The organism is Nostoc parmelioides FACHB-3921 (assembly GCF_014696625.1).
GTDB lineage: Bacteria > Cyanobacteriota > Cyanobacteriia > Cyanobacteriales > Nostocaceae > Trichormus > Trichormus parmelioides.
The window spans coordinates 1-23,085 of sequence record NZ_JACJQL010000027.1 but is presented as its reverse complement, the minus strand read 5'-3'; the positions used below and the strand labels follow the sequence as shown (position 1 = coordinate 23,085).

The window sequence follows — 23,085 nt, the reverse complement described above, 5'->3', positions numbered from 1 at the left end:
TTATGGAATATTTTAAAACTACTGCAATAGTTAAATCTATTTTTGTGCTACTACAGTATAGTGAATTGGCATTAATTGACGCTCTGGTGTCTCAATAGCATTTAATTCTAAAATATAAAATTTTTCTAATAAGACTCTTAAGCCATGCTCTGTAAAACGCCAACAATCAGGAAGTGGCCCATGTATCCTAAAATTGAAAGGTACGCTGAGAAATAATTTCCCATTTGGTTTAAGTATTCTTAGAATTTCGTCTACTGCTTTAAAAGGGTGAAGTGTATGTTCTAGAACTTCAGTACAAACTATATAGTCGAAAGTGTTGCTTTTCAAAAAATCATTGTATTGACAAATGTCACCAATGTAAGTACACCCAGAATGAGTATCTATATCAAATGTTTCTACCTTTATATATTCTGAAAAATAAGGTCTAGCGCCTGAATGAATTTGAGGTGCAATATCTAATAAAATACCTGGCTGATGAGCATAATTCACGGCTGTATATTTCATAAATTCGATTATATTTTTGCGAATTATTTTTAAATAATGAATATCATTTTGGCTAATTATACTATCTGACATATTTACTTATTTCCTATCATCTAAGAGCATTTCTATCATACTATTATCAAACGTAGGAATACCTAGTTTTAAGCTTATAGACTTACGTTCTTGAAAACTGTCATCAATAAATATTGCAGGACTTTCAATTATATATTTTGCTTTATCTTCTAATTTATTTATCTGAATAATATTATCAAAAATACCTTGAATTCTATACTTTTTAAGAAAATCATATATATCTCCTGTATGCTTCGTCAATAGAACTATCTTTTTCGTATTATTTATACACTGATATAAAAATTTTATTAAATCCAAATTAACTTTATTACTGATAACCAAAGTGTCATCTAAATCCACATATACCGTTTTATAATCTACATTATGTATATACCGATTTATTAAAGCACGATCCATTGTTAGGTCAAATTTATTATTAATAATTTCGATTGGAACTCTTTCTTGCTCATATATACTCAAAAGAGGAAAATTTATTCCTTGTACTCGATGAAATGCCATCGCACCTGCTACGCGAGGAGCCACCTCTAAAAGTTTATATTCACCATATTTATCTCGCTTTAATTGAAAAAACCAAACACCATGAAAATTTAATTTTTGTGTAATTAGTTCGGCATATTTAATAAACAATTCTTGATCTATGTTTGCATTAGAAATACTCATTGATATGCCAGATTTTGTTCTGATTCTTTTCCTACCACTGCAAAATACTAATCCTAAGTCACGATGAGAAAAGCAATCAATTGTATATTCGTCGCCGGGAAGATATTCAGTAATAATATATTCATTTTTCTTATCTAAAAAAAATGAAATATCTTGAGAATTATAGACAATATGTGTATCTTGAGAACCTTGACCTTTATCTGGTTTAACAAATACAGGGAATTGTTTTATTTCATGTAAACTATGATATGTTTCAGGAACTGGAATAGTTCCAAATAATACTTTATATGTTTTAGATTTAAATCTAGTAATTAAACAGGTTTCTAGGGGTGAAGTAACTATTTTAGCCTTAATATACTGAGATTTTTCTACTAAAGCGACAATTATATCGTCATAAGCTGGAAATATATAATCTATACTATTAGCATCAATTACCTGATTTAAAGCATTTATCCATCCAGGCTCATGAATACTAGGAATCTTAAAATGTTCTGTAAAAACATATGGGGCGTGATTTGAAACATCTAGACCAGCCGAATATAACTGAATATCTTTGCAGTCACATAAAGCTTTATGAATTTCTAAACCAATTTCCGATCCTCCTGGAAATATTAAGACTTTATATTTTTTCATTATGTTTTTAATTAAGGATAAAGATAACAGTAGTTTGCATTAATACTTACTGTCGGATTGCTTCTTCATATCTGCCAAAACAGTTTTATAATCTTGTCTATCAGGATGCTGCTGTACTAATTTCTCCATCAGGGCGATCGCTCCCTTTTTATCCTTTAAACGTAACCGTATAAGAGACAGCTTCTCCAATGCTGTTTGATTATTTGGCTCTCGCTGTAAAACTAACTCGTAACCCTTGGCTTCTTCTTGCAATGAAGACTCAGCAGATACAGTTTGAGCCACTGGCTGCGGATTTTGGATCGCTCGTTGAATAGCTGGGACAATTGCAAAAACTGAGGAACCAACGAAACCCACAAAAGAAATTATCGTTAAAATCCTTTTTTTCCTGGCAATTTGCTTCTGACGAGTAGTTATGTAGTCTTCACCTGAACTAGCCATGTTTGCATCCGGACTGTGGTAAATACTTAGTTACAGTAATCTCCTAAATAAGAGATTACCCATTACCTCACGGAAACTAACATCTCAACTAAAAATTTTTTATGCTGGAATTCGGCTTAAAGTAAAGATATGTTAACCCCGTAGTAGTATTCTTAATCAAAAACGATTTGCTACCTTTTAGCTAATGCACATAAAGAAGAAATGACGATAAGCTATCCTGCTTTTAAGTTGCTCAATCCATCGTGAGGGATCTTGACTGTTAATAGTTATCCCTCTTCTGTCACTTTCCGAGTATTCTGAATAAAAGGATTAAAAGAAAAAACTCTGAAAGGTAAGCAGGGCAATGGATGTAGAATTACAAATCCTAAAACATTTGGCAAGAGATGCCCAGCCAACAGTTGCGCTCGTAGATGAATATTGTGCAGAGTATAAAGGCCTGTTCAAAGAAGTAAGAAATTATGAATGCTTCAAATATTTACATTTAGGGATAATTGCACCAATAAAAAGAAAATCATTACCAGAAATAGCCAAAGTAGTAAGTATAAATTCGGCACAGTCATTACATCATTTCATAGCCTATTCAGATTGGTCAGCAAATAAATTAAAGAGCCGAAGATTAGATAAATTAAAGAAAGCATTAAATGGTTAGGCGATAACCGTAGTCATAAATGAAACTGGAGATAGGAAAAAAGGTAAAAAGACAGATTATGTTGCAAGACAATATCTAGGGAGTGTAGGAAAAATAGATAATGGAATAGTATCAGTCAATGCTTATGGAGTTTATGAAAATGTAACATTTCCGCTATTGTTCAAAGTATTTAAACCGAAAGGGACGCTCAAATCAGGAGATAAATATAAAACCAAAATAGAGTTAGCGTCAGAAATTATTACAGAATTAATAAATGAGGGGTTTAATATTGAATTAGTATTAGCCGATAGTTTATATGGTGAAAGTAGCGAATTCATCAAAAAGCTCAATGAATATGAATTAGCGCTCGCTCTCATTCATGCTATTGAAAATCGGGCTAACAAAGCTAATTACTCCGTTAAGCGTTTTATATTTAATCATGTCTAGCTACTTACTAGATCCGTTCGCAACTTTTTATGCAGCTTATGCAGCGATTAAAAATTCTGGGAGGCTATTTGGTGTATTTGGATGGCTATGAAAACAAAAAATCAAGGGTTTGGACAAGGGTATAGGAATATAAGAGTATAGGAGTATAAATGTCTAAAACCCTTACCCTCAGCTTCCACAGACAACTTGGGTACATTAGCTATCTAACCCGTTAGCTATATATTGCCACCTGTATAAATGTATATTTAATTAGCTTATGTTACGTAAATTTGCCAGTCGAGACGAATTAATAGCTTACCTGCGTGAACAATTTCCCCAAGTCGCAGAAAGAAGCGATTGTGTTAGTGATACCAAGGGTGGAAGGCAAGCAGCCCAAAAAGCTCTACAAAAGGTTAACCCTGCCACCTACGCAAAAACACGCAACTTTTTGACAGGAGATGTAACCAGACTTTCAGCCTACATCCGCTATGGAGTTTTGAGCCTGGGAGAAATACGAGATTATGTATTAGATAATGTCAAACACCCTGATGATGCTACAAAACTCATTAATGAATTAGGTTGGCGGGATTATTGGCAGCGATTGTATGTCAAGCTTGGCAATGGTATCTGGGAAGACCAGGAAGAATATAAGACAGGTTACACTTCCGCAGAATACGCATCTGATTTAGCCACAGATATCAAAGAAGGCAAAACAGGATTAGTTTGTATCGACAGCTTCAGCCGCGAATTACAAGAAACTGGCTACTTACACAACCACATGAGAATGTGGCTAGCTGCCTACATTGTCCATTGGCGGCGTATTCGCTGGCAAGAGGGAGCCAAATGGTTCCTAGAACACCTCTTAGATGGTGATCCTGCTAGTAATAATATGTCCTGGCAATGGGTAGCCAGCACCTTTAGTCAAAAACCATATTTTTTCAACCGCGAGAACTTGGAACGCTATACAAAAAGCATTTATTGTCAAAAATGCCCTTTATATGGTCGTTGTAATTTTGAAGGTAGCTACGAAGAATTAGAACAGCAACTTTTTCCCAAAAGAACATTTAGCAAGCAGCCCAATAGTCAAAGTTGGCAACGTGGGAAGAAAAAGTAGTTATTGATAATTAGTCAAGTCGCTTCTCTACGAGACGCTACGCGTTAAGCGAAGCTATGCCGCAGGCTTTACGCTCCAATTCAAAATTCAAAATTCAAAACAACTGCTCCCTACCTTATTCCAACAATAATTATTTACGCCGACTTACTTATTTCCGCCATTTCCTAATTTCTCCTCTCCATTTCTAATATGAATAAACCAATTGTGTGGATACATGGTGATTGTCTCAGTCCCCTCAACCCAGCCTTACAAGAATACCCGGATGCTCCGGCTATTTGGGTTTGGGACGATGCTTTAATAGAAAAATGGCAATTAAGCCTAAAACGTATCACTTTTATTTATGAGTGCTTGCTAGAGTTACCTGTGGAAATTCGCCGTGGTAATGTGGCACAAGAAATTCTAGGTTTTGCCAAAGAACATCATGCTGATTTAGTGGCGACAGCCAATAGTCCCAGCCCCAGATTTGAGAATATCTGTGATGAAATTGAGGGTTCTTTAAAATTAGAGGTTTGGGAAGTAGAACCGTTTTTTGACTACGATGGTTACATTGACTTAAAGCGATTCTCTCGCTATTGGAAAGTAGCGGAAAAGTATGTCTTTGAATAGTGAATCTTATTGCGCTTCCCTGCGGGACGCTTTGCGTTAAGCGGAGCTATGCCGGAGGCTTTACGTGTGTCAGTGGTCAGTGGCAAAGATATGTAAAAACCACCCACAAGGGGATGGAGTTTTTATTAATTTATTTCACACAGAGGGGCAGAAGTACAGTGATTTTCATCAGCTAGCAAAAATCACCAATCAAATAATTATGTCCACAGTGTGCATAAATGAATCGGAGTGATATGTTAAGACATACATCTATTCACAAAAATCAGAGCTTGTATAAATCATTGACTAATTTGTAGTACTAAATACTGTGGCTTAAATAATTGAGTGTTTTGTCGCAGTACCGAAAATTTTTGCTAGATGTAGGTTAGCAATTTCTTTACTTTTAGAGTATCCTTTGTCAGATTACCTTGGCACTTAGCCAGACTTAGGCGAAGAATCTACCTTTGTTTCCTCGGAGACACTATGCAAATGAATAAAGTTCTAATTAATGACACTACACTACGCGATGGAGAGCAAGCGGCTGGTGTTGCTTTTAGCGTAGAGGAAAAAATAGCGATCGCCAAATTTCTCGATGCAATTGGTGTGCATGAAATCGAAGTGGGAATACCCGCAATGGGTAAAGCAGAACAAGAGGCGATCGCTAATATTGTAAAGTTGGATTTGTCAGCAAATTTACTTGGTTGGAACCGCGCCGTGATTGCTGATATTCAGGCTTCTATAGCTTGTGGTTTACAGCGAGTACATATCTCTATTCCCGTTTCTACAATCCAAATCGCCGCTAAATTTCACGGACAATGGCAAGTAGTTTTACAAAAACTCCACGACAGTATTAGCTTTGCTGTTGACCAAGGTTTATTTGTATCTATCGGTGGTGAAGACTCATCAAGAGCGGAAGAAAGCTTCCTCCTTGATGTAGTGCTGGCTGCTCAAGAATGGGGTGCGTCACGATTTCGCTTTTGTGACACAGTAGGTATTCTTGACCCGTTCACTACCCACGCCAAAATAAAACAATTGGTGGCATCTTTGACAATACCTGTAGAAATGCACACCCACAATGATTTTGGTTTGGCAACAGCCAACGCTCTCGCAGGTATTAAAGCAGGTGCTTTATCGGTAAATACAACTGTGAATGGATTAGGTGAAAGAGCCGGGAATGCTGCTTTAGAAGAAGTGGTTATGGCTCTCAAGCACTTGTATCACCACGACTTAGGAATTGATACACGGCGTTTACTGGAAATATCTCAACTTGTAGTATCAGCATCAGGTCATCCTGTACCACCTTGGAAAGCAATTGTTGGTGAAAATACTTTTGCTCACGAATCCGGGATTCATGCTCATGGTGTAATGCAAAATCCTCAAACCTACGAGCCATTTGCACCAGAAGAAGTAGGGAGAGAGCGCCGTTTAGTTGTGGGTAAACATTCTGGTAGACATTTACTCTCTAGTATTTTGCAGCAATACAATATTATTCTCAATCACGAAGAAACCCAATTTGTCTTAGATGCAGTTAGACAAGAATCAGCAGAAAAAAAACGTAGCCTCACACCTCAAGAACTTTTGCATTTAGTGCAGACAAAACAACATTTTCGTGCCTGTTGAAGGAAGTTTTTAGAATTGTCCAGGACTTACGCAACTGGCATATTAGTAGGATGCGTCAGGTATCAAGAATCTGTTTATTGAGAGCATTCGAGCCGTCTGACGCACCTTAAACAATACATATAGCTGTCGTCAGTGGTGTTAGGACATCAATAGATGATACAACCTAGACACAACAAGACTTTTAACCCACTCCCCAGACCCCAGCTATATCATGTGACATAATTTCAGGTGTATTGTACAGTTCACCCTTGTTTATCCAAAATATAAACTGTCGCTGTATCTGTTTCTAAAAAAACCTTTGCTGGTCTAGTAATTTTGGTATTATCAGCAATTTTAAATATTGGCCATAGATTCTGCAAATCTGATTGTGTAAATTTTACGTAGTATGGTTTTTCATAACTCGTGTCATTGAGATAAGCGCTCTCAAGAAGCAATAATCTTTTAGGATGGATGACATAATTGCCAGCCTCACAAATGTTAACAAGTTTAATTCCCTTACGCGTAATATTACTATCAATATAATTATATTGATTATGAATTTTTCTCCTCTTCCTAATTCTGGGGTCGCAGAGGACTGCATCTGACGGTAATTTACTAATCATTTCCGTCATATCTGCTGTGTTCATCACCCGATTGCTACTATATTTACTTAATAAAAACTGATATTCATAAAATAAATTACTAAAGCAGGAAATTGTAATAATGATGCCACTAAATATATAAAGAATCCGTTTCTTACCCAAGGAAAATTTGTTGTAAGCCAGAGATGTAATTGTTAAAACAATGGGTGCAAATACAATGAGTAACTTATAATGAAAATAAGTTATTTCTGAATCAAGGTTAGAAGCAGCATATAGATAAATGCCCCATGTCGCACACAAACTACCCCAAATATATTGATTTCCCTTAAATTTAATTATCCCCAAATATGTAACTAAAGAGATAAAGATAATAGTTATGAGGAAGTAAATCCAAGATGGATGCCAAAGATATGCTTCTTGAAATAGCTTGAAATAGTTTAGAAATAAATTGCTTAGTCTTTTACCCAGGCTCATCAACAAAGAATTATCTGATGCTGACTTAGCCTTAAATATAGTTTTAAGAATATACTTTGTATTTTTAAAACCCCGTCCAAATTCACCTATCCAATACGGCAATAATACAATTGCGCTCGCTAAAATACTGATTATAGGTAAAGTTATTAATGAGTAGCTTTTTCTTTTAACTGCTTTATATATAAAAATACCGCAATTAATAATAAATACCACGGGCATGACAAATAGCGTGGAGGAGTGCAAACTCATTAATATAGCTAAAATCACTCCATATACTGCCCAACATATTGCTTGTATAGGGAAAGAAAATTTACCCTCCATTTGAAAATAGTACAGCAATGTAAAAGCTATTAAAAAGAAGGGAACAGAACTTGGATTCCATTGAAAGTTACTAATAAATATTTCCCCGTAAAGCACACTGTACCAAAATCCAGCTAAACCACTTAGCATAATTCTGGTTTGTGGTTCAACATTTTCTAATAATTTATAAACTAAGTAAACTAATAAAGGGATAGATAAAAAAGAGAAAAAGGCATTCGGGAAAGCTTGAAAAACCGGAGATGCTCCTAAAAGGGTGAAAGGAAAGAAAAGATAATAATAGAGGGGCAAAATATGGTGTCCGCCTACAGCAGCTTGGGGGCCAAGTGTAGGCAACTCTCCTTTCCACATATTGATAACGGTAAAGGCATCTTTAATTTGATCAGGTGCTGGGCCAATATCAAATGAAACATATTGAAAAACAGCGATGATTCTGGTGACAAAACCTACAGCGATCGCTAAAAATATCAGACCGTATCCTATAAGCGTAATTTTACTAAGATTCTTTAACTCTGAGCTAAGTTTAAACATGATAGTTATATTTTGAATAATGATGATGTGAAACTGAATACTTAGTGTTTAAGCATTTATTTTTAGTATCATACATCACGAGTTTATGAATTTTTGTTTTTTTATTGCTATGTATCCATGAAGATACTTAGGGGATAAAGCACTGTTTTAGAGTGATAGAAAACACGTCAACTTTCTTGGGTAGGACGAGAAGCGTAACAGTTTTGCGTTTCTCGTCTCAATTTACTGACTTTATCTAATACTTGCGCTCCTGTGGCTCAAACATGGTAATGGTGACTGGGCGATATTGAATATCAATCCCAGCAGGTGAATAGTAAGCCATTGTGTGTTGCAGGAACTTGGTATCATCTCGCTGTGGGTAATCTTCGCGGAAGTGTGCGCCACGACTTTCTTGACGATTTAAAGCTGAGGCTAAAATCGTCTGTCCGACTATCATTAAACTCCGCAACTCTAAAGCTTCTACTAGTTCAGTATTCCAACAACTGCCTTTATCGTCTAAGTATATTTGACTGTATTTTTGTTGTATTTCTGTAATTTTTTGCCAACCTTGACCCATTAACTCTTGAGTACGGAAAACGCCACAGTAATCTGTCATTGCATCTTGGAAAGCTTGGCGGACTTGGTTGATGCGGTACTCTCCTGGTTGTTCAAGTAGGGCTTGGATTTCTTGCTGGGCTTGTTTGATGTAACGTTGTTCATCTATGGCAGGTAATTTACGGTTCTGCACATATTGAGTGATCGCTGCCCCAGTTCGTTTACCATAAACTACACATTCTAATAGAGAATTACTACCGAGACGATTTGCCCCGTGGACAGATACACAAGATGTTTCACCAGCCGCAAAAAACCCTTCAACTAAGCCATCACCACTACTGCGGACTCTACCATCAGTGTTTACAGGGATACCACCCATACAATAGTGAATTGTCGGACGGACTGGCATGGGTTGAGTGACTGCATCCACACCGACTAAGCGATGGGCTTCTTCCCAACAGAAGGGAACGCGACTCATGATTTTTTCTTTGCCCATGTGGCGCAAATCCAGATAGACAAAGGGGCCGCCTGCACTTCCATCCAAATTTACACCACGTCCAGCCCGAATTTCATAAGCGATCGCCCGTGAGGTAATATCGCGGGGTGCTAGTTCCATGCGACTGGGTGCATAGGTCGCCATAAAGCGATCGCCTTCACTATTAATTAAATACGCCCCTTCCCCCCGTACAGCCTCGGAAATCAAGACACCCACCGGATACAAACCCGTGGGATGGAATTGGACAAACTCCATATCTTCCAGAGGTAAACCGGCGATCGCTGTCATCGCTAAACCATCACCAGTAGAGGCATAATCATTGGAAGTAGTGTTATAAACGCGACCATAACCCCCTGTGGCAAACATCACCGCCTTAGCTCGGACAACCTCTATATGCCCGTCTAACAAGCTGTACATGACTAAACCCTTCGCCTCATTTTCTTCCAAAATCAGGCGCATCACGTACCACTCTTGGTAAATCTGCACACCATAACGCCGCAAATTATTGACCAACTCGTGTAGAATGGCATGACCAGTCTTATCAGCTGCGTAACAGGTGCGGTTGTGGGAGTGTCCACCAAAAGCCCGTTGAGCAATGCGACCATCAGGGAGACGTGAGAACAAAACCCCCATGTGTTCCAGGTCTATCACCACATCTGGGGCTTCCTGAGTCAGAATTGCTACTGCATCTTGGTCTGCTAAATAATCAGAACCTTTGACAGTATCAAAAGCGTGAGCCTCCCAAGTATCAGTAGAATCTACATTTTTCAGTGATGCAGCCATACCACCTTGAGCTGCAACAGAGTGGGAACGAATGGGGTGAGTTTTGGCAACCACTGCCACATTTAAACTAGGGTCATTACGGGCAATTTCCACAGCCGCCCGACATCCCGCCAGCCCACCCCCGACAATAATCACATCATGCTCTAGCATATTAACCACCGACTGCAAAACACTGCTGTTCTATTGTAGAGAGGTGATTCACTCAGCAGTTTTGCATTTAAAAAAAAATTCCCTGCCAGTAGACAGGGAACTTACAAAATTCAAAATTCAACATTAATTAATAATATCAACTTGTGGCTTGTACAGGTTGTTGTTGGGAAACATTACCAGGAATAGGTTCTGTCTTTGTTCCTGGTTCTACCGCCATAACTTCAATATGATTTAATAATGTCGTTACAAATGCAAACAACAAGAAAGGTAGAGATAAAAGCACAACCAGACCTACAGTTGCTAAAGCATACACTGGTCTTCTCGCGCCCATTAGTGCTAAAGCTGATGCCAAACTGACGGTAACAGTAATTAACCAGACAATTATTTGACCGTAGATATCACCAAAGGTCAAAGTACAGATAAAACGATATTTTTGATTATTATTTTTGCTCATTTATTTTTGCCTCAAGTCTCTCCTATAGGTTCTACGTTAAAACCATGTTTGACAGGCAGACAATTTCTCAATATTTTTCCAAGGTTTGTAATATCACTTCACATGATCTCAGTGATGACTGTTGAGGGTTGACTGATGACTGATAACTATTCACCAATGACTTATTACAAAAGATTACAAGATTTATCATATATTGGGTTTGCACCCGTCTTTATGGGTGTCTATTTTTATGTGCAGCGAATAAAATTCGCTTGAATAAATAAACCCATGAGTCAAATAGTCTGGATCGCAAGACACGCCAACCGCCTCGACTTTGTTAACCCCGACTGGTTTCTCACCGCAGAACGACGCTATGATCCACCCTTGTCTGATGATGGGATGGTACAAGCGAAACAGCTCGCTCAACGTTTGCGAGGGGAAAAAATCGCTCATATTTTTGCTTCTCCTTTTCTGCGAACGGTACAAACAGCTAACGCCGTAGCAGAGGTCTTGGATTTGCCCATAAATCTAGAAACGGGTTTGAGTGAATGGCTTAATCCTGCTTGGATGACTGAAGAACCAGAAAAACTATCAACTCCAGCCTTAGCAGAATTATTTCCCCGAATTGATCTCGGTTACACAGCACGCATAGCAGCCAACTATCCCGAAACCCATGAAGAAGTCAGGGCGCGTTCCGGACAAACAGCCCGATGTTTAGTAACTGAATGTTTTCCAGATAATATTTTGTTGGTAGCTCATGGCGCTTCTGTGCTGGGGGCGGCTATGGGGCTAGTAGGGGAAATTGCCAAAACTGAAGTTAAAGCTTCCTTATGTTCCCTAGTCAAAGTTGTGCGTTATGGCCCGGATTGGTTGCTAGAACTAAAAGGAGACACTTCTCATTTGGCTCAGGTAGAAGAAGTTATCCGATTTGCATAGGTTATTGACTGTTGACCACTAACTAAATTTACTGGTAATTTTTATGACTTTATTGTTAGCAGGAGATATCGGCGGGACGAAAACTATTTTGCGATTGGTAGAAATATCAAATTCGTCGGAACTGCACAATATTTATGAGGAAAGTTACCAGAGTGGGGATTTTCCAGATTTAGTGCCGATGGTGCAGCAATTTTTAGTCAAGGCTAATATACCTAGTCACCCCGAAAAGGCTTGCTTTGCGATCGCCGGCCCAGTGGTGAATAATACTGCCAAGCTGACCAATTTAGTCTGGTTTTTGGATACTGAACGACTAGCACAAGAATTAAGTATCCCCTTCATTTCCCTAATTAATGATTTTGCTGCTGTTGGCTATGGGATTTTTGGTCTAAATAAACAAGATTTGTTCACCTTACAAGCTGGTAAACATCAACCAGAAGCGCCTATTGCTATTATTGGTGCTGGTACTGGATTGGGACAAGGATTTTTAATTAAACAGGGAAACCAATATCAAGTTTTCCCCTCGGAAGGTGGACACGCCGACTTTGCCCCCCGCAACGAGTTAGAGTTTCAGTTGTTGAAATATCTGCTAGATAAACATGATATCCAGCGCGTCTCTGTGGAACGGGTGGTTTCTGGACAAGGGATTGTCGCCATTTACCAATTTTTACGCGATCGCAAACTCGCTACAGAATCGCCAGAAATTGCCCAAGTTGTCCGCACTTGGGAACAACAAGCAGGACAGGCTGAAAAAACCGTTGATCCTGGTGCAGCTATCGGTAAAGCCGCAGTCCAAGGAAGCGATCGCCTTTCGGAACAAGCCCTACAATTATTTATCGATGCTTATGGAGCAGAAGCGGGAAATCTTGCCCTCAAACTCCTACCATACGGCGGTTTGTACATTGCTGGTGGAATTGCCCCTAAAGTCTTGCCATTGATTGAAAATAGCAATTTCTTGCTTAATTTCAGCCAAAAAGGCAGAATGCGTCCTCTGCTAGAAGAAATACCGGTGCATATTATTCTCAATCAGCAAGTGGGACTCATAGGTGCTGCTTTGTGTGCTGCTAGGTTATAACAGCTAGCATCATCAGTGATATCAGCATCTGCGAATGCTAAAACCATGACACCAAAATTTGTCTTACCATTAATCGCTGCTACCATAGTTTGTAGTGGTTCCATGATTGTAGAAGCACGTCAGCCGAAACCTGCTTCTGTGCCTGCCAAAACAGTAGTGTCTCAAAAGAAACCTGCTCAACCAGTCCAATCAGAATGGAAGTTATTTACTGCCCCAGATGGACGCTTTTCTGTATTGATGCCAGGAATACCTAAACAGGATTCTCAGACCCAAAAAACTTACATGGGAGAAATTAACCTAGAGGTATTTTTAGCCCAACCACCAAAACAGGAAGTAGCCTATTTAGTGGTATACAATGAATTTCCCCATAGTTATGGGAAAATAACAGACCCCCAAGAAATATTGAATAATGTTCGGGATATGGCGCTCAAGACTACCCAAAGTAATTTGTTGAATCAGCGCAATATTCGCAGTTCTAATGGTCATCCTGGTAAGGAAATTGCATACATTAATTCTGGTGGCAAAATTACCAGAAGCAGAATTTACTTAGCTGAAGGACGCTTGTATCAAGTAATGGCTATAACTACTAAAAAACAGCAGCAGAATTTAGCTAAAACCATTACGGGATATCTCAATTCTTTTCACCTAGTTCTGAAAAAGTAAAAAAATATCAGGGTGTGAGGATATAATCCTGACACCCTTAAACACTCCTAAAATAAAGAATTTGGCTGCATAAGTCCTAATAGAATAATCAAAGTATTTGTTTTACCTAATTCAACCGGCCAAAAACTTCTATGAATCCTCAGGAAAGTGATACGAAACAAGCCTCTACACCATCGAAAGCATGGCGAGGTTGGCAAGAAAATTTAACGCTGATAGCGATCGCTTTATGTTTAGCCCTATTAATTCGGACATTCATAGCCGAACCCCGCTACATACCTTCAGAATCGATGGTTCCTACTTTATATGAAGGCGATCGCCTAGTAGTGGAAAAAGTCTCTTACAATTTTCAACCACCAACAACTGGGGATATAGTCGTTTTTCAGCCACCCGCAGAACTACAACGCCGGGGATACCCCAAAGATCAAGCTTTTATCAAACGTGTGATTGCTACACCAGGAGAAATCATCAGCGTTAACAATGGCAAAGTCTACTTGAACGGGAAAGCATTACCAGAAGAATACATTGCAGAACCACCTAATCAACCATTTCCACCAGTCAAAGTCCCAGAAAACCAATTCTTCGTCATGGGAGACAACCGCAACAACAGCAATGACTCCCGCTACTGGGGCTTTTTACCTAAGGAGAATATCATTGGTAGGGCAGTATTTCGCTTTTGGCCGCCTAATCGTTTAGGAATAATTTAAATAGGACTTACCCATGAAAACAAAAAATCAAGGGTTTGGAAAGGGGTATAAGGGTATAGGGGTATAAATGCACCCCTATACCCTTGCACCCTTACACCCGGCCTCAACAGAAAATCTGGGTGCGTAAGTCCTAAAGAATTAAAACCTCAGAAAATACATTAACTGGGCGATCGCCTCACCAGGCAGTTGTAATCTTCGTTGGAAATCAGCTAAATTACGGTAAGCTCCCGCCGAAGCTCGATTTTCTACCACAGCCTGGGCTAAAGACACATCCATGTATGGTATTTGGACTAACTGTTCAACTGAGGCGGTATTGGGATTAACTAATTGCGTAGAACCAACTAGTGATTCGTGGTCATAATAACTAAAAATCAATAAAGGCTTTAACGGTTCCAGTCGTGGTGCTGGTAGCCCCAAAGCCGCAGCAATATCTTCAATACAGTAAAATTTAACACCAGAATGGGAAAGTTCCACAAGCGATCGCGCTTGGTGAATCGACAAACCCGGTAGCCGCAACCAATCATCTACAGTTGCTTGGTTAGTATCAATACGAATTCCCAATTCTGCTGCAATCTGAATCTCCTCCCCAGACTGTAGTCGATAGTATGGGTCATTGAGCAGCTTGGTACGAAGTTTTTGTAACTTAGAATTCCAAGGAAGCCATTTAGTCATTAGCTAGTTGTCAGTTGTCAGTTGTCAGTTGTCAGTAGGGGCGGGTTTATGAAGATCATCGTCCAAGAGTGAGGATATCTGTAAACCCGCCCGTACAGTTGTCAATTTTCTTCCCCTACTCCCCCTGCTCCCCCTGCTCCCCCTGCTTCCCCAGCCTCCCCAATCCCCATCAAGAAATCTGATCTAGCAACTGACGGCGCTTTTGTTCAAATTCATACTCAGAAATCAGGCCATCTTGACGTAGACTATCTAATTCGCGTAAGGCATCAGCGATCGCTCCCACCTGATTGACTACATATGGAGATTGCTTGACTGCGGGTTTACCCAAATTAAAATTTCTGTCAAAAGCTTCTTCATCTTGGGCTAAATACCAAACTCCTTCAATAGCGCTAGCTACCTTAGGAATAGGTGTCCAAGAGAGTAATACATACAACAACCCCCAAAGTGGCTGTCCTAAATAAAACTTATGTAATCCAGAGATGCTCACCGTCCCAGCAAAAGCTAAAATAGCGGCAATACTTCGACTCTTACGCTTAGTTAACATATCCCCTATTAATCTACAATTACCACAGTTTTGTCAATCAGAGTGAGATCGTCGCAAAACACCTAAATGAATACGGCTTGAGCAAATTTTATCTCCCCAGCAAAATATAAATATATTTTATTAATTTAAACCCCAGGTAAATATTAATCCCTAACCCCGCTCCTCAGATCCCAATCCCCACACCTCGATGCTATCTTAAAGTTTTCATCTGCAAATCATAATCAAATGTCACAGACTTTTCTCCCCGCAGAATGGCTGAAGCAACTCTCTGACCCCTATGCTGTGTTAGGGATTCCTGTGACTGCTGATGAGAAAAAAATTCTCACCCGCTATCACGTTTTAGCAAAACTATTACATCCTGACCGCTATACGAAAAATAATCATCTAGAGAAAGAATTAGCCACAGCAATCTTTACCTGTTTGGTTAACCCTGCTTACGAGCAATTGAAGAATCAGCAAAAGCGTCAGAACATTTTAGAATCACTGCGGTCAGAAGCGATCGCCTGGAAAAAACAGTCCCTATATCTGCAAAGTGCCGTAGCCAAGCAAATGATGGCAATGTCTGCACGAGAAGCAGATTCGTTTTATCAACAGGCGATCGCCACCTGTGCTGAAGCTCAGTATAAATATCCGCGCAAGTGCCATCAAGTAACTAGACAAATAATTACCCTCAATCTAGCTTACTTATCCTTGCAAAAGTCCGATCCTTTAATTTTGGAAGTAAAACCATCTGTAAAATCCCAGGAAAAACCTCAACCCGTAGAACCCCAGGAAAGAGAAATTACATCAGATGAGAAGGCTAGTGTCCAACCCGCAGTCATAAATTATGCTCCACGGCACTACCAGCGTGGCCTTCAGTATACAAAACAAGGTCAATGGGCTAGTGCGGTGCAGGAACTACGGGATGCGATTAAGCTAGAACCAAGTAACAGCGATTATTATGCCTTATTAGGCTTCGTTTATCTAAGACAGAGTTTTGTGGGAATGGCAAAAGTTTATATGCGCCAAGCATTAAAACTAAATCCCCGGCAGGAACTAGCTTTAAAATATGCCAAATATCTAAAAATTGAATGTATTGATAATCTTGATCCACCATCAGTAGCTAAAGCTTTAGGTATTGCTGCTATGTTAAGCAAATTTGTTACCAAATTAGAAGCTAACATCAGTCAAGTGTTGAAATCTCGGTAAAAAACCGTACTGAGACCGAAGTTTAGTTATAAGATGAATCCCCTAGACTAGAATGAAAATAGAGGCAAAACTATAAACTGCTGAGTGATATTACTCAGCCCAATAGAGGCACATGGGATTCTTTGACTCTGAGATAGTTCAGCAAGAAGCAAAGCAGTTGTTTGAAGATTATCAAGCACTGATTAAACTAGGCAACAACTACGGCAAGTTTGACCGTGAAGGTAAAAAGTTATTTATTGAGCAAATGGAAGCAATGATGGATCGCTATCGCGTCTTTATGAAGCGATTCGAGCTTTCAGAAGACTTTATGGCACAAATGACCGTAGAGCAGCTCAAAACTCAATTAAATCAGTTTGGCATAACTCCTCAACAGATGTTCGACCAGATGAATCTGACTCTAGAGAGGATGAAATCTGAGCTGGAGAAACAGACTTGACATTGGGACTGGGGATTAGGTACTAGGAAGCAATCACAGCAGCCGGGCGTACAGCCCAGAAGGGAGCAGGGGAGAGAAAGTGACTAATTTCTCCAATCCCCGATACCCAGTCCCCTAATTCGCCTTAGGACGCGGAAATTGGGAAGGCGGCTTGAAGTTCTGCACTGGTACGCCCTTGAGTGCCTTAGTCATAAAATCACGCCAGATAGGAGCAACTTTCCCACCACCAGTTGCACCACTGGCTAGCTGTCGGTTGTCATCTCTACCTATCCAGACAGCCGTTGTTAACTGCGGTACAGTACCTACATACCAAATATCTTTTTCAGATGAGGTTGTACCCGTTTTCCCAGCAGATGGGCGATCTATAGCAGCACCTTTACCAGTACCATTAGTCACAACTGATCGCATCACATCTATAATCGCGGCCGATGCCCAAGGATCTAACACTAGCTGGGGTTTGGGGGTATTATCTAATAACACATTGCCACTGCTATCAGTAATCCGAGCAATGACTGTCGGTGGTGATTGCCAACCATAATTGGCAAAAGTCGCATAAGCACTAGCCATTTCTAGTGGCGTGACACCAATCGCCCCTAGCGGTAGGGAGGTCACAGGTTCCATTGGACTCATGATTCCTAAAATGCGGCAAGTTTCCACTACTTTATTCATGCCAATGGTTTTACCCAGTTTAATCACGGGAATGTTACGTGATTGCGCTAGGGCAGTGCGAATGGACATGGCACCGCTAAAGCCACCATCATAATTTCTAGGACTATACCAATTATCGCCATCACGATATCTCACTGGAGCATCTATCACCGTGCTATCAGGTGCAAATTTACCGGTGGCGAAAGCAGCGTAGTAAACAAACGGTTTAAAGGAAGATCCCGGTTGACGTAGAGCTTGTGTAGCTCGGTTAAACTCACTAGATCTAGAGTCTACGCCACCGACTAGGGCTTTGACAAAATGAGTCCTGGGGTCAATAGCTACCAGTGCAATTTGATTTCTACTTAATCCTTCACCGAGTAGAGTTTTATGCCATTTCTTCACAGTGTCTTCTGCCATGATTTGGAAACTAGCATCGACTGTGGTTTGTACCCGCATACCACCCTTCAGCAGGGTTTCACGACCAAACTTTTTCGCTAGCTCCTGGGACACGGTATTGGTTATATATGGCAGCGCGCTACCTTGAAAAGACTTAATTCTGCCGAATGTTAGTTCTTCCCTGAGCGCATCATCATATTCTTTCTGGGTAATCCAGTTCAATTCCAGCATCCGTCCCAGCACTTCTTTTTGTTTCTGCTGGGCTAACTTTTTGCTAGCAAAGGGGCTAAATTCTTCGGGCGCTTGGATTAAACCCGCCATCATCGCTGATTCAGCGATCGTTAAGTTCTCGGCTGACTTATTAAAGTAACTCCGTGCGGCTGTTTGCACCCCGTAATTATTGTGACCCCAATACACTTGATTGAGGTACATTTCTAAAATTTGGTCTTTTGTAAGAATTTGTTCTAACCGAATTGCTAGCACTCCCTCGGCTAGCTTCCGAGTAAAGGCACGCCTACGAGTCAAAAATAGGTTTTTCACCAACTGCATGGTGATGGTAGAACCACCTTCTTTTACACCACCCGCCGCTAAGTTAGTGACGACAGCACGTCCTACACCAGTGGGGTTAATACCGTGGTGATAATAGAAATGACTATCTTCACTGGCGAGTACAGCCCGTTTCAGATTGGGGGAAATTCGATCTAACGGTACGACTTCGCGGTTGGCTTCCCCGTGGACACTAGCTAGTAGTTTGCCTTTAATGTCGTAGATGTAAGTTGTTTCCGATGGGAAGAAATTACGTAGCTGTCTGACATCTGGTAAATTCCGGAAACTGATCGCTAAACCAACAAGCCCTCCAGCTACAATGGAGCTTGTCAACATCGTCAGTGATAAAAGAGTCCCGCCAGCTATCTGGCCTACTCCTTTAAAAAATTCAAATCCCGACGAAGTACGACGTTGCGGTTGCTTTTGTTCAAAAGTCCTAGACGACACGGCGATTTCACTTCCTCACTTGTAAATATTACTGTAATTCATTCTTTGAAGCAGGGCGGTTAATTTTTTGCAATTATATTAGTTTGGCAGATGAAATAACGGACAATTTGTCTCGTGAACATAACCAACCCAATTTCTCTAGTAAAAAACGTAGTTAATAGCGAATCTCTTAAAGTATGGCGGAAAATTTTTCTTGGCTGCATCGTGGGATAGCGGAAGTTTTCCCACAACCTACTGATGCTGAAAGTGACATCGAGAGTCTAGAGAAACGCCTAGCAACTACAGATCGACCTCTACGGGTTAAATATGGTATTGACCCGACAGGAGCCGATATTCATCTTGGTCATAGCATACCAATGCGTAAACTGCGAGGGTTTCAAGATGCTGGTCATACGGCAGTGTTAATTATTGGTGATTTTACGGCACGTATTGGCGACCCGACTGGTAAGTCTGAGATGCGTCGTCAACTGACAGAGGAAGATGTGAAGCAAAATGCTCAAACCTACCTCGACCAAGTGCGTCCTATTTTGGATTTTGACACACCCGGAAGATTAGAGGTACGTTATAACTCAGAATGGCTTTCCCGGCTTGATTTGGGAAAAATTACTGAGTTACTTGCCACCATGACCGTGGGGCAAATGTTAGCCAAAGAAGGCTTTGCCGATCGCTATAAGAAAGAGAACCCAATTTTCCTGCATGAGTTCCTTTATCCTTTGATGCAGGGGTATGATTCGGTGGCTATTGAGGCAGATGTGGAATTAGGCGGCACAGACCAGAAGTTTAACATTGCTGTTGGTCGTGATTTACAGCGCCATTTTGGTCAAAAGCCTCAGTTTGGAGTACTTTTGCCTATTTTGATTGGCACTGATGGTGTGCAGAAAATGTCCAAGTCTTTAGGTAATTACGTGAGTTTGTCTGAACACCCAGGACAAAAATACCAAAAGTTACAAGGTGTTCCCGATCAAATGCTGGAACAGTATTTTGAACTACTGACTGATTTACCAATAGACAAGTTACCAGCAAATCCCCGCGATCGCCAAATGCTCTTAGCTTGGGAAATCGTCAAACAATACCACGGCGAACAAGCAGCACAGGAAGCCAAAGAAGCTGCCAAGAGTGGCGGTAAAGAAGGCGCAGTCCCAGAATTTTCCTTAGCTGGTGTACCCCAATTCCCCGTTAAGTTGGCTTATTTACTTGGTGCTACTGGCTTGTGCAAAAGCACAGGGGAAGGCAAACGAAAAATCCAAGAAGGTGGAGTACGCTTAGACGGCGATCGCATTTCTGATGCTGATACCACCTTCCAGCAGCCAGATGAACTGCAAGGGCGAGTGTTACAAGTGGGGAAAAATAAGTTTGTGCGCTTAGTACCTTAGAAGAGGCAGGGGTGTAGGGGTGCAGGGGAGCAGGGGGAGCAGGGGAAGCAGAGGAGCAGAGGAGCAGAGGAGCAGAGGAGCAGAGGAGCAGAGGAGGCAAAGAAGAATAACTATGGACTGTTGACCAATAACAATTGACAACTGACAACTGACAACTGACCAATGACTAATAACAAAATAATTGTGGCTTTGGATGTGCCGGATACGGAGAGTGCGATCGCTCTCATTGATAAGTTAGAGTCGGTGACTTTCTGGAAGGTTGGGTTGGAATTGTTTACTAGTTCCGGCCCGAAAATTCTAGAAGTACTGAAATCTAGACAAAAGCGTATCTTTCTCGATTTAAAATTTCACGACATCCCCAATACAGTGGCTGGGGCTTGTCGTGCGGCTGCTAGTTACGGGGTAGATTTGATGACAATTCATGCTACCTCTGGCAGAGATGCCCTCAAGGCTGCGAAAGAGGCAGTAGAGGAAGGATCTGTACAAGCGGGGGTGAAACCGCCCAAGTTAATCGCTGTGACGGTGCTAACTAGTATTTCTGCTAGACAGTTGGCGTTAGATTTGAAAATTCCTTCAGAATTGCCAGAATATGCTTTAGATATGGCAATGATGGCGCAAGAGATGGGGTTAGATGGGGCTGTTTGTTCACCCCTGGAAGTGGCGCAGTTGCGGCAAATTTGCGGGGATGATTTTGTGCTGGTTTGTCCAGGGGTACGCCCAACATGGGCAGAAGCAGGAGACCAAAAGCGATCGCTCACCCCGTCCCAAGCCATCCAAGCCGGGGCTGATTATTTAGTAATTGGTCGTCCTATTACTGCTGCGGCTGAACCTGAGTTAGCTTGGAAACGCATTTCTCAAGAGTTAACGACAGTGGCATGAGGGTAAAAATGGGAGGGCATAAAGGGAGCAGGGGGGGCAGAGGAGCAGGGGGGGCAGGGGAAGGATTTATTACTCAGTACGCTGCTCAACTCCCGTTAACAGCACTCAACTTTGTTAAAAAGACAAGTTATGGTTTTTGGCTGCTGACTTTGGGTTTTTGGCTGATTATTTCCAATACTTTCGAGAAAGCGGCGGTTTCACAAAATCTCTCTCCTCAACCCTCTACACAACCTGAGAAAAAGTTTGTTTGTGATCAGCAAAGTTTAGAGACTTTTACTACTCAGTTATTGCGTGATTTACCGAGTTACGCCAATCGCGCCACTCAACGCGGTCGCCGACTCCGCCGAAGTAGCGATATTTATAGTTATATTTTGGTAGCTGGTAGACCAGAATTTCAGCCCTTGCCCCTAAATCTTGATGTTTCCAGCACAGATGGACAAGAAAAAGCTACCTCCGATGTTGAGCAAGTTTTCTTTACTACCTTAGAAAGGCAGTACATAGATAAAAAAGCTGTGGAATTACAAGAATTTCATTGGCTATTACTGACGAAAACTTCAGGCGATCGCCGTTTTGTGATGATGTTTACTCAGACTGGTGCTTACCCCCAACAACAGCCACCATCACCGCCACGAGATAGTAGTAACGGTAGTATTGCCCAAGGCATCAAAACTTGGTTACGAGATTGTCAGGCAGGAAGTATTCGTATGCGCTAACCAAGGGTAATAAAGTAACTCACATTTTTTTCATCATGGCGGCGGTGGGAAATACCCTACCGGACTGATCGGTATGCACACCTCTAGATATAGCAGTAGACAAAGCTGTTAGGAAATATACTGAGAAAATACAATCTAAAGATTGATAAAGCAGATGGCTAAACCCTACAGTTATGACTTACGGCAAAAAGTAATCAATGCGATCGTATTAGATGGGGTGAAGAAAACGGAAGCGGCTCAAGTATTCCAAATCAGTCGCAACACTATAAATCTGTGGCTACAAAGGTATGCCCAAACAGGGGACTACCAACCCAAGCCGAATCGCCCCAACACAACAAAGGCCAAAATCACTGACTGGGAAAAGTTTAGCCAGTTTGCAGTGATGCACGGGGATAAGACACAAGCTCAAATGGCACAACTGTGGTCAGGCAACATTAGTAAGAGAACAATTTCACGCGGGTTGAAAAAAATAGGTTGGTCGCGAAAAAAAAGACTTATGGATACCGAGAACGAGATGAAGCTAAACGTGCCAACTTTATCCAGCAATTAGATTTAATCCCAGAATCACAACAAGTGTATGTAGATGAATCAGGAATGGATGCACGGGATGATTATGCTTATGGCTGGTGTAAGCGAGGTCAAAGGTTTCTTGCATTCAAATCAGGACGCAGAACTGGTCGGGTCAATATGATTGCTGCATACTGTCAACAACAGTTGATGGCACCATTTACTGTAGAAGGAGCTTGCAATCGTGTTGTTTTTGAAACTTGGATTTCGACTTTAGGACTTACGCATTGACAAAATGGCAAAAGAGTGGATTGATAAAAAGTATCATCTACTCACTAGGTATCGAACAATCAGAGAAATCAGCAAACCCTCGACAGCACA

The 23,085-nt window shown here is 40.8% G+C and carries 21 protein-coding genes and 2 pseudogenes; 14 read left to right on the top strand and 9 right to left on the bottom strand.

The features are described 5' to 3' along the window. Positions 1-36: 36 nt before the first annotated feature. The 3 genes from H6G14_RS17895 to H6G14_RS17885 are packed head-to-tail and all read right to left on the bottom strand — an operon-like array spanning position 37 to position 2,307. Positions 37-576: a methyltransferase domain-containing protein gene (locus H6G14_RS17895; protein WP_190568690.1), complete on the bottom strand. Its 540-nt coding sequence runs from the start codon at positions 574-576 to the stop codon at positions 37-39. A 6-nt stretch (positions 577-582) separates the two neighbouring features. Beyond that, positions 583-1,869: an ATP-grasp domain-containing protein gene (locus tag H6G14_RS17890; protein WP_190568689.1), complete on the bottom strand. Its 1,287-nt coding sequence runs from the start codon at positions 1,867-1,869 to the stop codon at positions 583-585. A gap of 39 nt (positions 1,870-1,908) precedes the next feature. Further along, positions 1,909-2,307 (bottom strand): tetratricopeptide repeat protein, encoded by a 399-nt coding sequence (locus tag H6G14_RS17885; RefSeq protein WP_190568688.1) that lies wholly within the window; start codon positions 2,305-2,307, stop codon positions 1,909-1,911. A 343-nt stretch (positions 2,308-2,650) separates the two neighbouring features. Between H6G14_RS17885 and H6G14_RS17880 the strand changes: the two are divergent. The 4 genes and pseudogenes from H6G14_RS17880 to nifV form a co-directional block, all read left to right on the top strand. Beyond that, positions 2,651-3,301: pseudogene (locus tag H6G14_RS17880) on the top strand (IS701 family transposase); the annotation flags it as partial. Positions 3,302-3,638: 337 nt separating this feature from the next. Next, positions 3,639-4,475, top strand: a complete 837-nt coding sequence (locus tag H6G14_RS17875) for an FAD-binding domain-containing protein (protein ID WP_190568687.1) — start codon at positions 3,639-3,641, stop codon at positions 4,473-4,475. 189 nt (positions 4,476-4,664) lie between these two features. Then, on the top strand, positions 4,665-5,081 hold the full coding sequence (locus H6G14_RS17870) for a hypothetical protein (protein ID WP_190568686.1): 417 nt from the start codon (positions 4,665-4,667) through the stop codon (positions 5,079-5,081). Between the two features lie 468 nt (positions 5,082-5,549). Beyond that, positions 5,550-6,680, top strand: a complete 1,131-nt coding sequence (gene nifV, locus H6G14_RS17865; RefSeq protein WP_190568685.1) for a homocitrate synthase — start codon at positions 5,550-5,552, stop codon at positions 6,678-6,680. Between the two features lie 242 nt (positions 6,681-6,922). On the opposite strand, the gene H6G14_RS17860 is transcribed toward nifV, so the two are convergent. The 3 genes from H6G14_RS17860 to H6G14_RS17850 all read right to left on the bottom strand — a co-directional run bounded on the left by H6G14_RS17860 (position 6,923) and on the right by H6G14_RS17850 (position 11,001). Continuing rightward, on the bottom strand, positions 6,923-8,584 hold the full coding sequence (locus H6G14_RS17860; protein ID WP_190568684.1) for a hypothetical protein: 1,662 nt from the start codon (positions 8,582-8,584) through the stop codon (positions 6,923-6,925). 235 nt (positions 8,585-8,819) lie between these two features. Further along, positions 8,820-10,547 carry a succinate dehydrogenase/fumarate reductase flavoprotein subunit gene (locus H6G14_RS17855; protein WP_190568683.1) on the bottom strand — a complete coding sequence of 576 codons (1,728 nt, stop codon included), beginning with the start codon at positions 10,545-10,547 and terminating at the stop codon, positions 8,820-8,822. A gap of 136 nt (positions 10,548-10,683) precedes the next feature. Beyond that, on the bottom strand, positions 10,684-11,001 hold the full coding sequence (locus H6G14_RS17850) for a hypothetical protein (protein WP_190568682.1): 318 nt from the start codon (positions 10,999-11,001) through the stop codon (positions 10,684-10,686). 267 nt (positions 11,002-11,268) lie between these two features. On the opposite strand from H6G14_RS17850, the gene H6G14_RS17845 reads away from it, so the two are divergent. From H6G14_RS17845 to lepB, 4 genes are all read left to right on the top strand, one after another. After that, positions 11,269-11,916 (top strand): histidine phosphatase family protein, encoded by a 648-nt coding sequence (locus tag H6G14_RS17845; RefSeq protein ID WP_190568681.1) that lies wholly within the window; start codon positions 11,269-11,271, stop codon positions 11,914-11,916. Between the two features lie 43 nt (positions 11,917-11,959). After that, complete coding sequence (locus H6G14_RS17840; protein ID WP_190568680.1) at positions 11,960-12,988, top strand: glucokinase; 1,029 nt, start codon at positions 11,960-11,962, stop codon at positions 12,986-12,988. 45 nt (positions 12,989-13,033) lie between these two features. After that, positions 13,034-13,651, top strand: coding sequence for a hypothetical protein (locus H6G14_RS17835; RefSeq protein ID WP_190568679.1), 618 nt, complete (start codon positions 13,034-13,036; stop codon positions 13,649-13,651). A 131-nt stretch (positions 13,652-13,782) separates the two neighbouring features. After that, the gene (gene lepB / locus H6G14_RS17830) at positions 13,783-14,355 is read left to right on the top strand and encodes a signal peptidase I (protein ID WP_190568678.1); all 573 of its coding nucleotides are present in this window, start codon (positions 13,783-13,785) and stop codon (positions 14,353-14,355) included. 138 nt (positions 14,356-14,493) lie between these two features. Here the strand turns inward: lepB and H6G14_RS17825 are convergent, their stop codons facing one another. Both H6G14_RS17825 and H6G14_RS17820 read right to left on the bottom strand, forming a co-directional pair. Then, positions 14,494-15,027, bottom strand: a complete 534-nt coding sequence (locus H6G14_RS17825) for a ComEA family DNA-binding protein (RefSeq protein WP_190568677.1) — start codon at positions 15,025-15,027, stop codon at positions 14,494-14,496. Positions 15,028-15,196: 169 nt separating this feature from the next. Next, a complete protein-coding gene (locus H6G14_RS17820; protein ID WP_010997128.1) occupies positions 15,197-15,571 on the bottom strand; it encodes an SHOCT domain-containing protein in 375 nt (124 codons plus the stop codon). Between the two features lie 225 nt (positions 15,572-15,796). Between H6G14_RS17820 and H6G14_RS17815 the strand changes: the two genes are divergently transcribed. Then, the gene (locus H6G14_RS17815; protein WP_190568676.1) at positions 15,797-16,759 is read left to right on the top strand and encodes a J domain-containing protein; all 963 of its coding nucleotides are present in this window, start codon (positions 15,797-15,799) and stop codon (positions 16,757-16,759) included. Between the two features lie 112 nt (positions 16,760-16,871). Then, a complete protein-coding gene (locus tag H6G14_RS17810; protein ID WP_011317781.1) occupies positions 16,872-17,195 on the top strand; it encodes a DUF1825 family protein in 324 nt (107 codons plus the stop codon). A 114-nt stretch (positions 17,196-17,309) separates the two neighbouring features. On the opposite strand, the gene H6G14_RS17805 is transcribed toward H6G14_RS17810, so the two are convergent. After that, complete coding sequence (locus tag H6G14_RS17805) at positions 17,310-19,232, bottom strand: PBP1A family penicillin-binding protein (RefSeq protein ID WP_190568675.1); 1,923 nt, start codon at positions 19,230-19,232, stop codon at positions 17,310-17,312. A gap of 176 nt (positions 19,233-19,408) precedes the next feature. Here H6G14_RS17805 and tyrS point away from each other — a divergent pair, with 176 nt between their 5' ends. From tyrS to H6G14_RS33645, 4 genes and pseudogenes are all read left to right on the top strand, one after another. After that, complete coding sequence (tyrS, locus tag H6G14_RS17800; RefSeq protein ID WP_190568674.1) at positions 19,409-20,605, top strand: tyrosine--tRNA ligase; 1,197 nt, start codon at positions 19,409-19,411, stop codon at positions 20,603-20,605. Between the two features lie 162 nt (positions 20,606-20,767). Further along, a complete protein-coding gene (gene pyrF / locus H6G14_RS17795) occupies positions 20,768-21,484 on the top strand; it encodes an orotidine-5'-phosphate decarboxylase (protein WP_190568673.1) in 717 nt (238 codons plus the stop codon). Between the two features lie 8 nt (positions 21,485-21,492). Then, complete coding sequence (locus H6G14_RS17790) at positions 21,493-22,197, top strand: hypothetical protein (RefSeq protein WP_242053470.1); 705 nt, start codon at positions 21,493-21,495, stop codon at positions 22,195-22,197. Between the two features lie 154 nt (positions 22,198-22,351). After that, positions 22,352-22,971: pseudogene (locus tag H6G14_RS33645) on the top strand (IS630 family transposase); the annotation flags it as partial. Positions 22,972-23,085: the final 114 nt, after the last annotated feature.

What these genes read in the sequence shown, in the direction of transcription:
- H6G14_RS17875 (WP_190568687.1), top strand. Translation starts at nt 3,639, where the DNA reads ATGTTACGTAAATTTGCCAGTCGAGACGAATTAATAGCTTACCTGCGT.
- H6G14_RS17820 (WP_010997128.1), bottom strand. Translation starts at nt 15,571, where the DNA reads ATGTTAACTAAGCGTAAGAGTCGAAGTATTGCCGCTATTTTAGCTTTT.
- H6G14_RS17890 (WP_190568689.1), bottom strand. Translation starts at nt 1,869, where the DNA reads ATGAAAAAATATAAAGTCTTAATATTTCCAGGAGGATCGGAAATTGGT.
- H6G14_RS17790 (WP_242053470.1), top strand. Translation starts at nt 21,493, where the DNA reads ATGGGAGGGCATAAAGGGAGCAGGGGGGGCAGAGGAGCAGGGGGGGCA.
- H6G14_RS17870 (WP_190568686.1), top strand. Translation starts at nt 4,665, where the DNA reads ATGAATAAACCAATTGTGTGGATACATGGTGATTGTCTCAGTCCCCTC.
- nifV (WP_190568685.1), top strand. Translation starts at nt 5,550, where the DNA reads ATGAATAAAGTTCTAATTAATGACACTACACTACGCGATGGAGAGCAA.
- pyrF (WP_190568673.1), top strand. Translation starts at nt 20,768, where the DNA reads ATGACTAATAACAAAATAATTGTGGCTTTGGATGTGCCGGATACGGAG.
- H6G14_RS17825 (WP_190568677.1), bottom strand. Translation starts at nt 15,027, where the DNA reads ATGACTAAATGGCTTCCTTGGAATTCTAAGTTACAAAAACTTCGTACC.
- lepB (WP_190568678.1), top strand. Translation starts at nt 13,783, where the DNA reads ATGAATCCTCAGGAAAGTGATACGAAACAAGCCTCTACACCATCGAAA.
- H6G14_RS17850 (WP_190568682.1), bottom strand. Translation starts at nt 11,001, where the DNA reads ATGAGCAAAAATAATAATCAAAAATATCGTTTTATCTGTACTTTGACC.
- H6G14_RS17845 (WP_190568681.1), top strand. Translation starts at nt 11,269, where the DNA reads ATGAGTCAAATAGTCTGGATCGCAAGACACGCCAACCGCCTCGACTTT.
- H6G14_RS17855 (WP_190568683.1), bottom strand. Translation starts at nt 10,547, where the DNA reads ATGCTAGAGCATGATGTGATTATTGTCGGGGGTGGGCTGGCGGGATGT.
- H6G14_RS17840 (WP_190568680.1), top strand. Translation starts at nt 11,960, where the DNA reads ATGACTTTATTGTTAGCAGGAGATATCGGCGGGACGAAAACTATTTTG.
- H6G14_RS17895 (WP_190568690.1), bottom strand. Translation starts at nt 576, where the DNA reads ATGTCAGATAGTATAATTAGCCAAAATGATATTCATTATTTAAAAATA.
- tyrS (WP_190568674.1), top strand. Translation starts at nt 19,409, where the DNA reads ATGGCGGAAAATTTTTCTTGGCTGCATCGTGGGATAGCGGAAGTTTTC.
- H6G14_RS17885 (WP_190568688.1), bottom strand. Translation starts at nt 2,307, where the DNA reads ATGGCTAGTTCAGGTGAAGACTACATAACTACTCGTCAGAAGCAAATT.
- H6G14_RS17835 (WP_190568679.1), top strand. Translation starts at nt 13,034, where the DNA reads ATGACACCAAAATTTGTCTTACCATTAATCGCTGCTACCATAGTTTGT.
- H6G14_RS17815 (WP_190568676.1), top strand. Translation starts at nt 15,797, where the DNA reads ATGTCACAGACTTTTCTCCCCGCAGAATGGCTGAAGCAACTCTCTGAC.
- H6G14_RS17810 (WP_011317781.1), top strand. Translation starts at nt 16,872, where the DNA reads ATGGGATTCTTTGACTCTGAGATAGTTCAGCAAGAAGCAAAGCAGTTG.
- H6G14_RS17860 (WP_190568684.1), bottom strand. Translation starts at nt 8,584, where the DNA reads ATGTTTAAACTTAGCTCAGAGTTAAAGAATCTTAGTAAAATTACGCTT.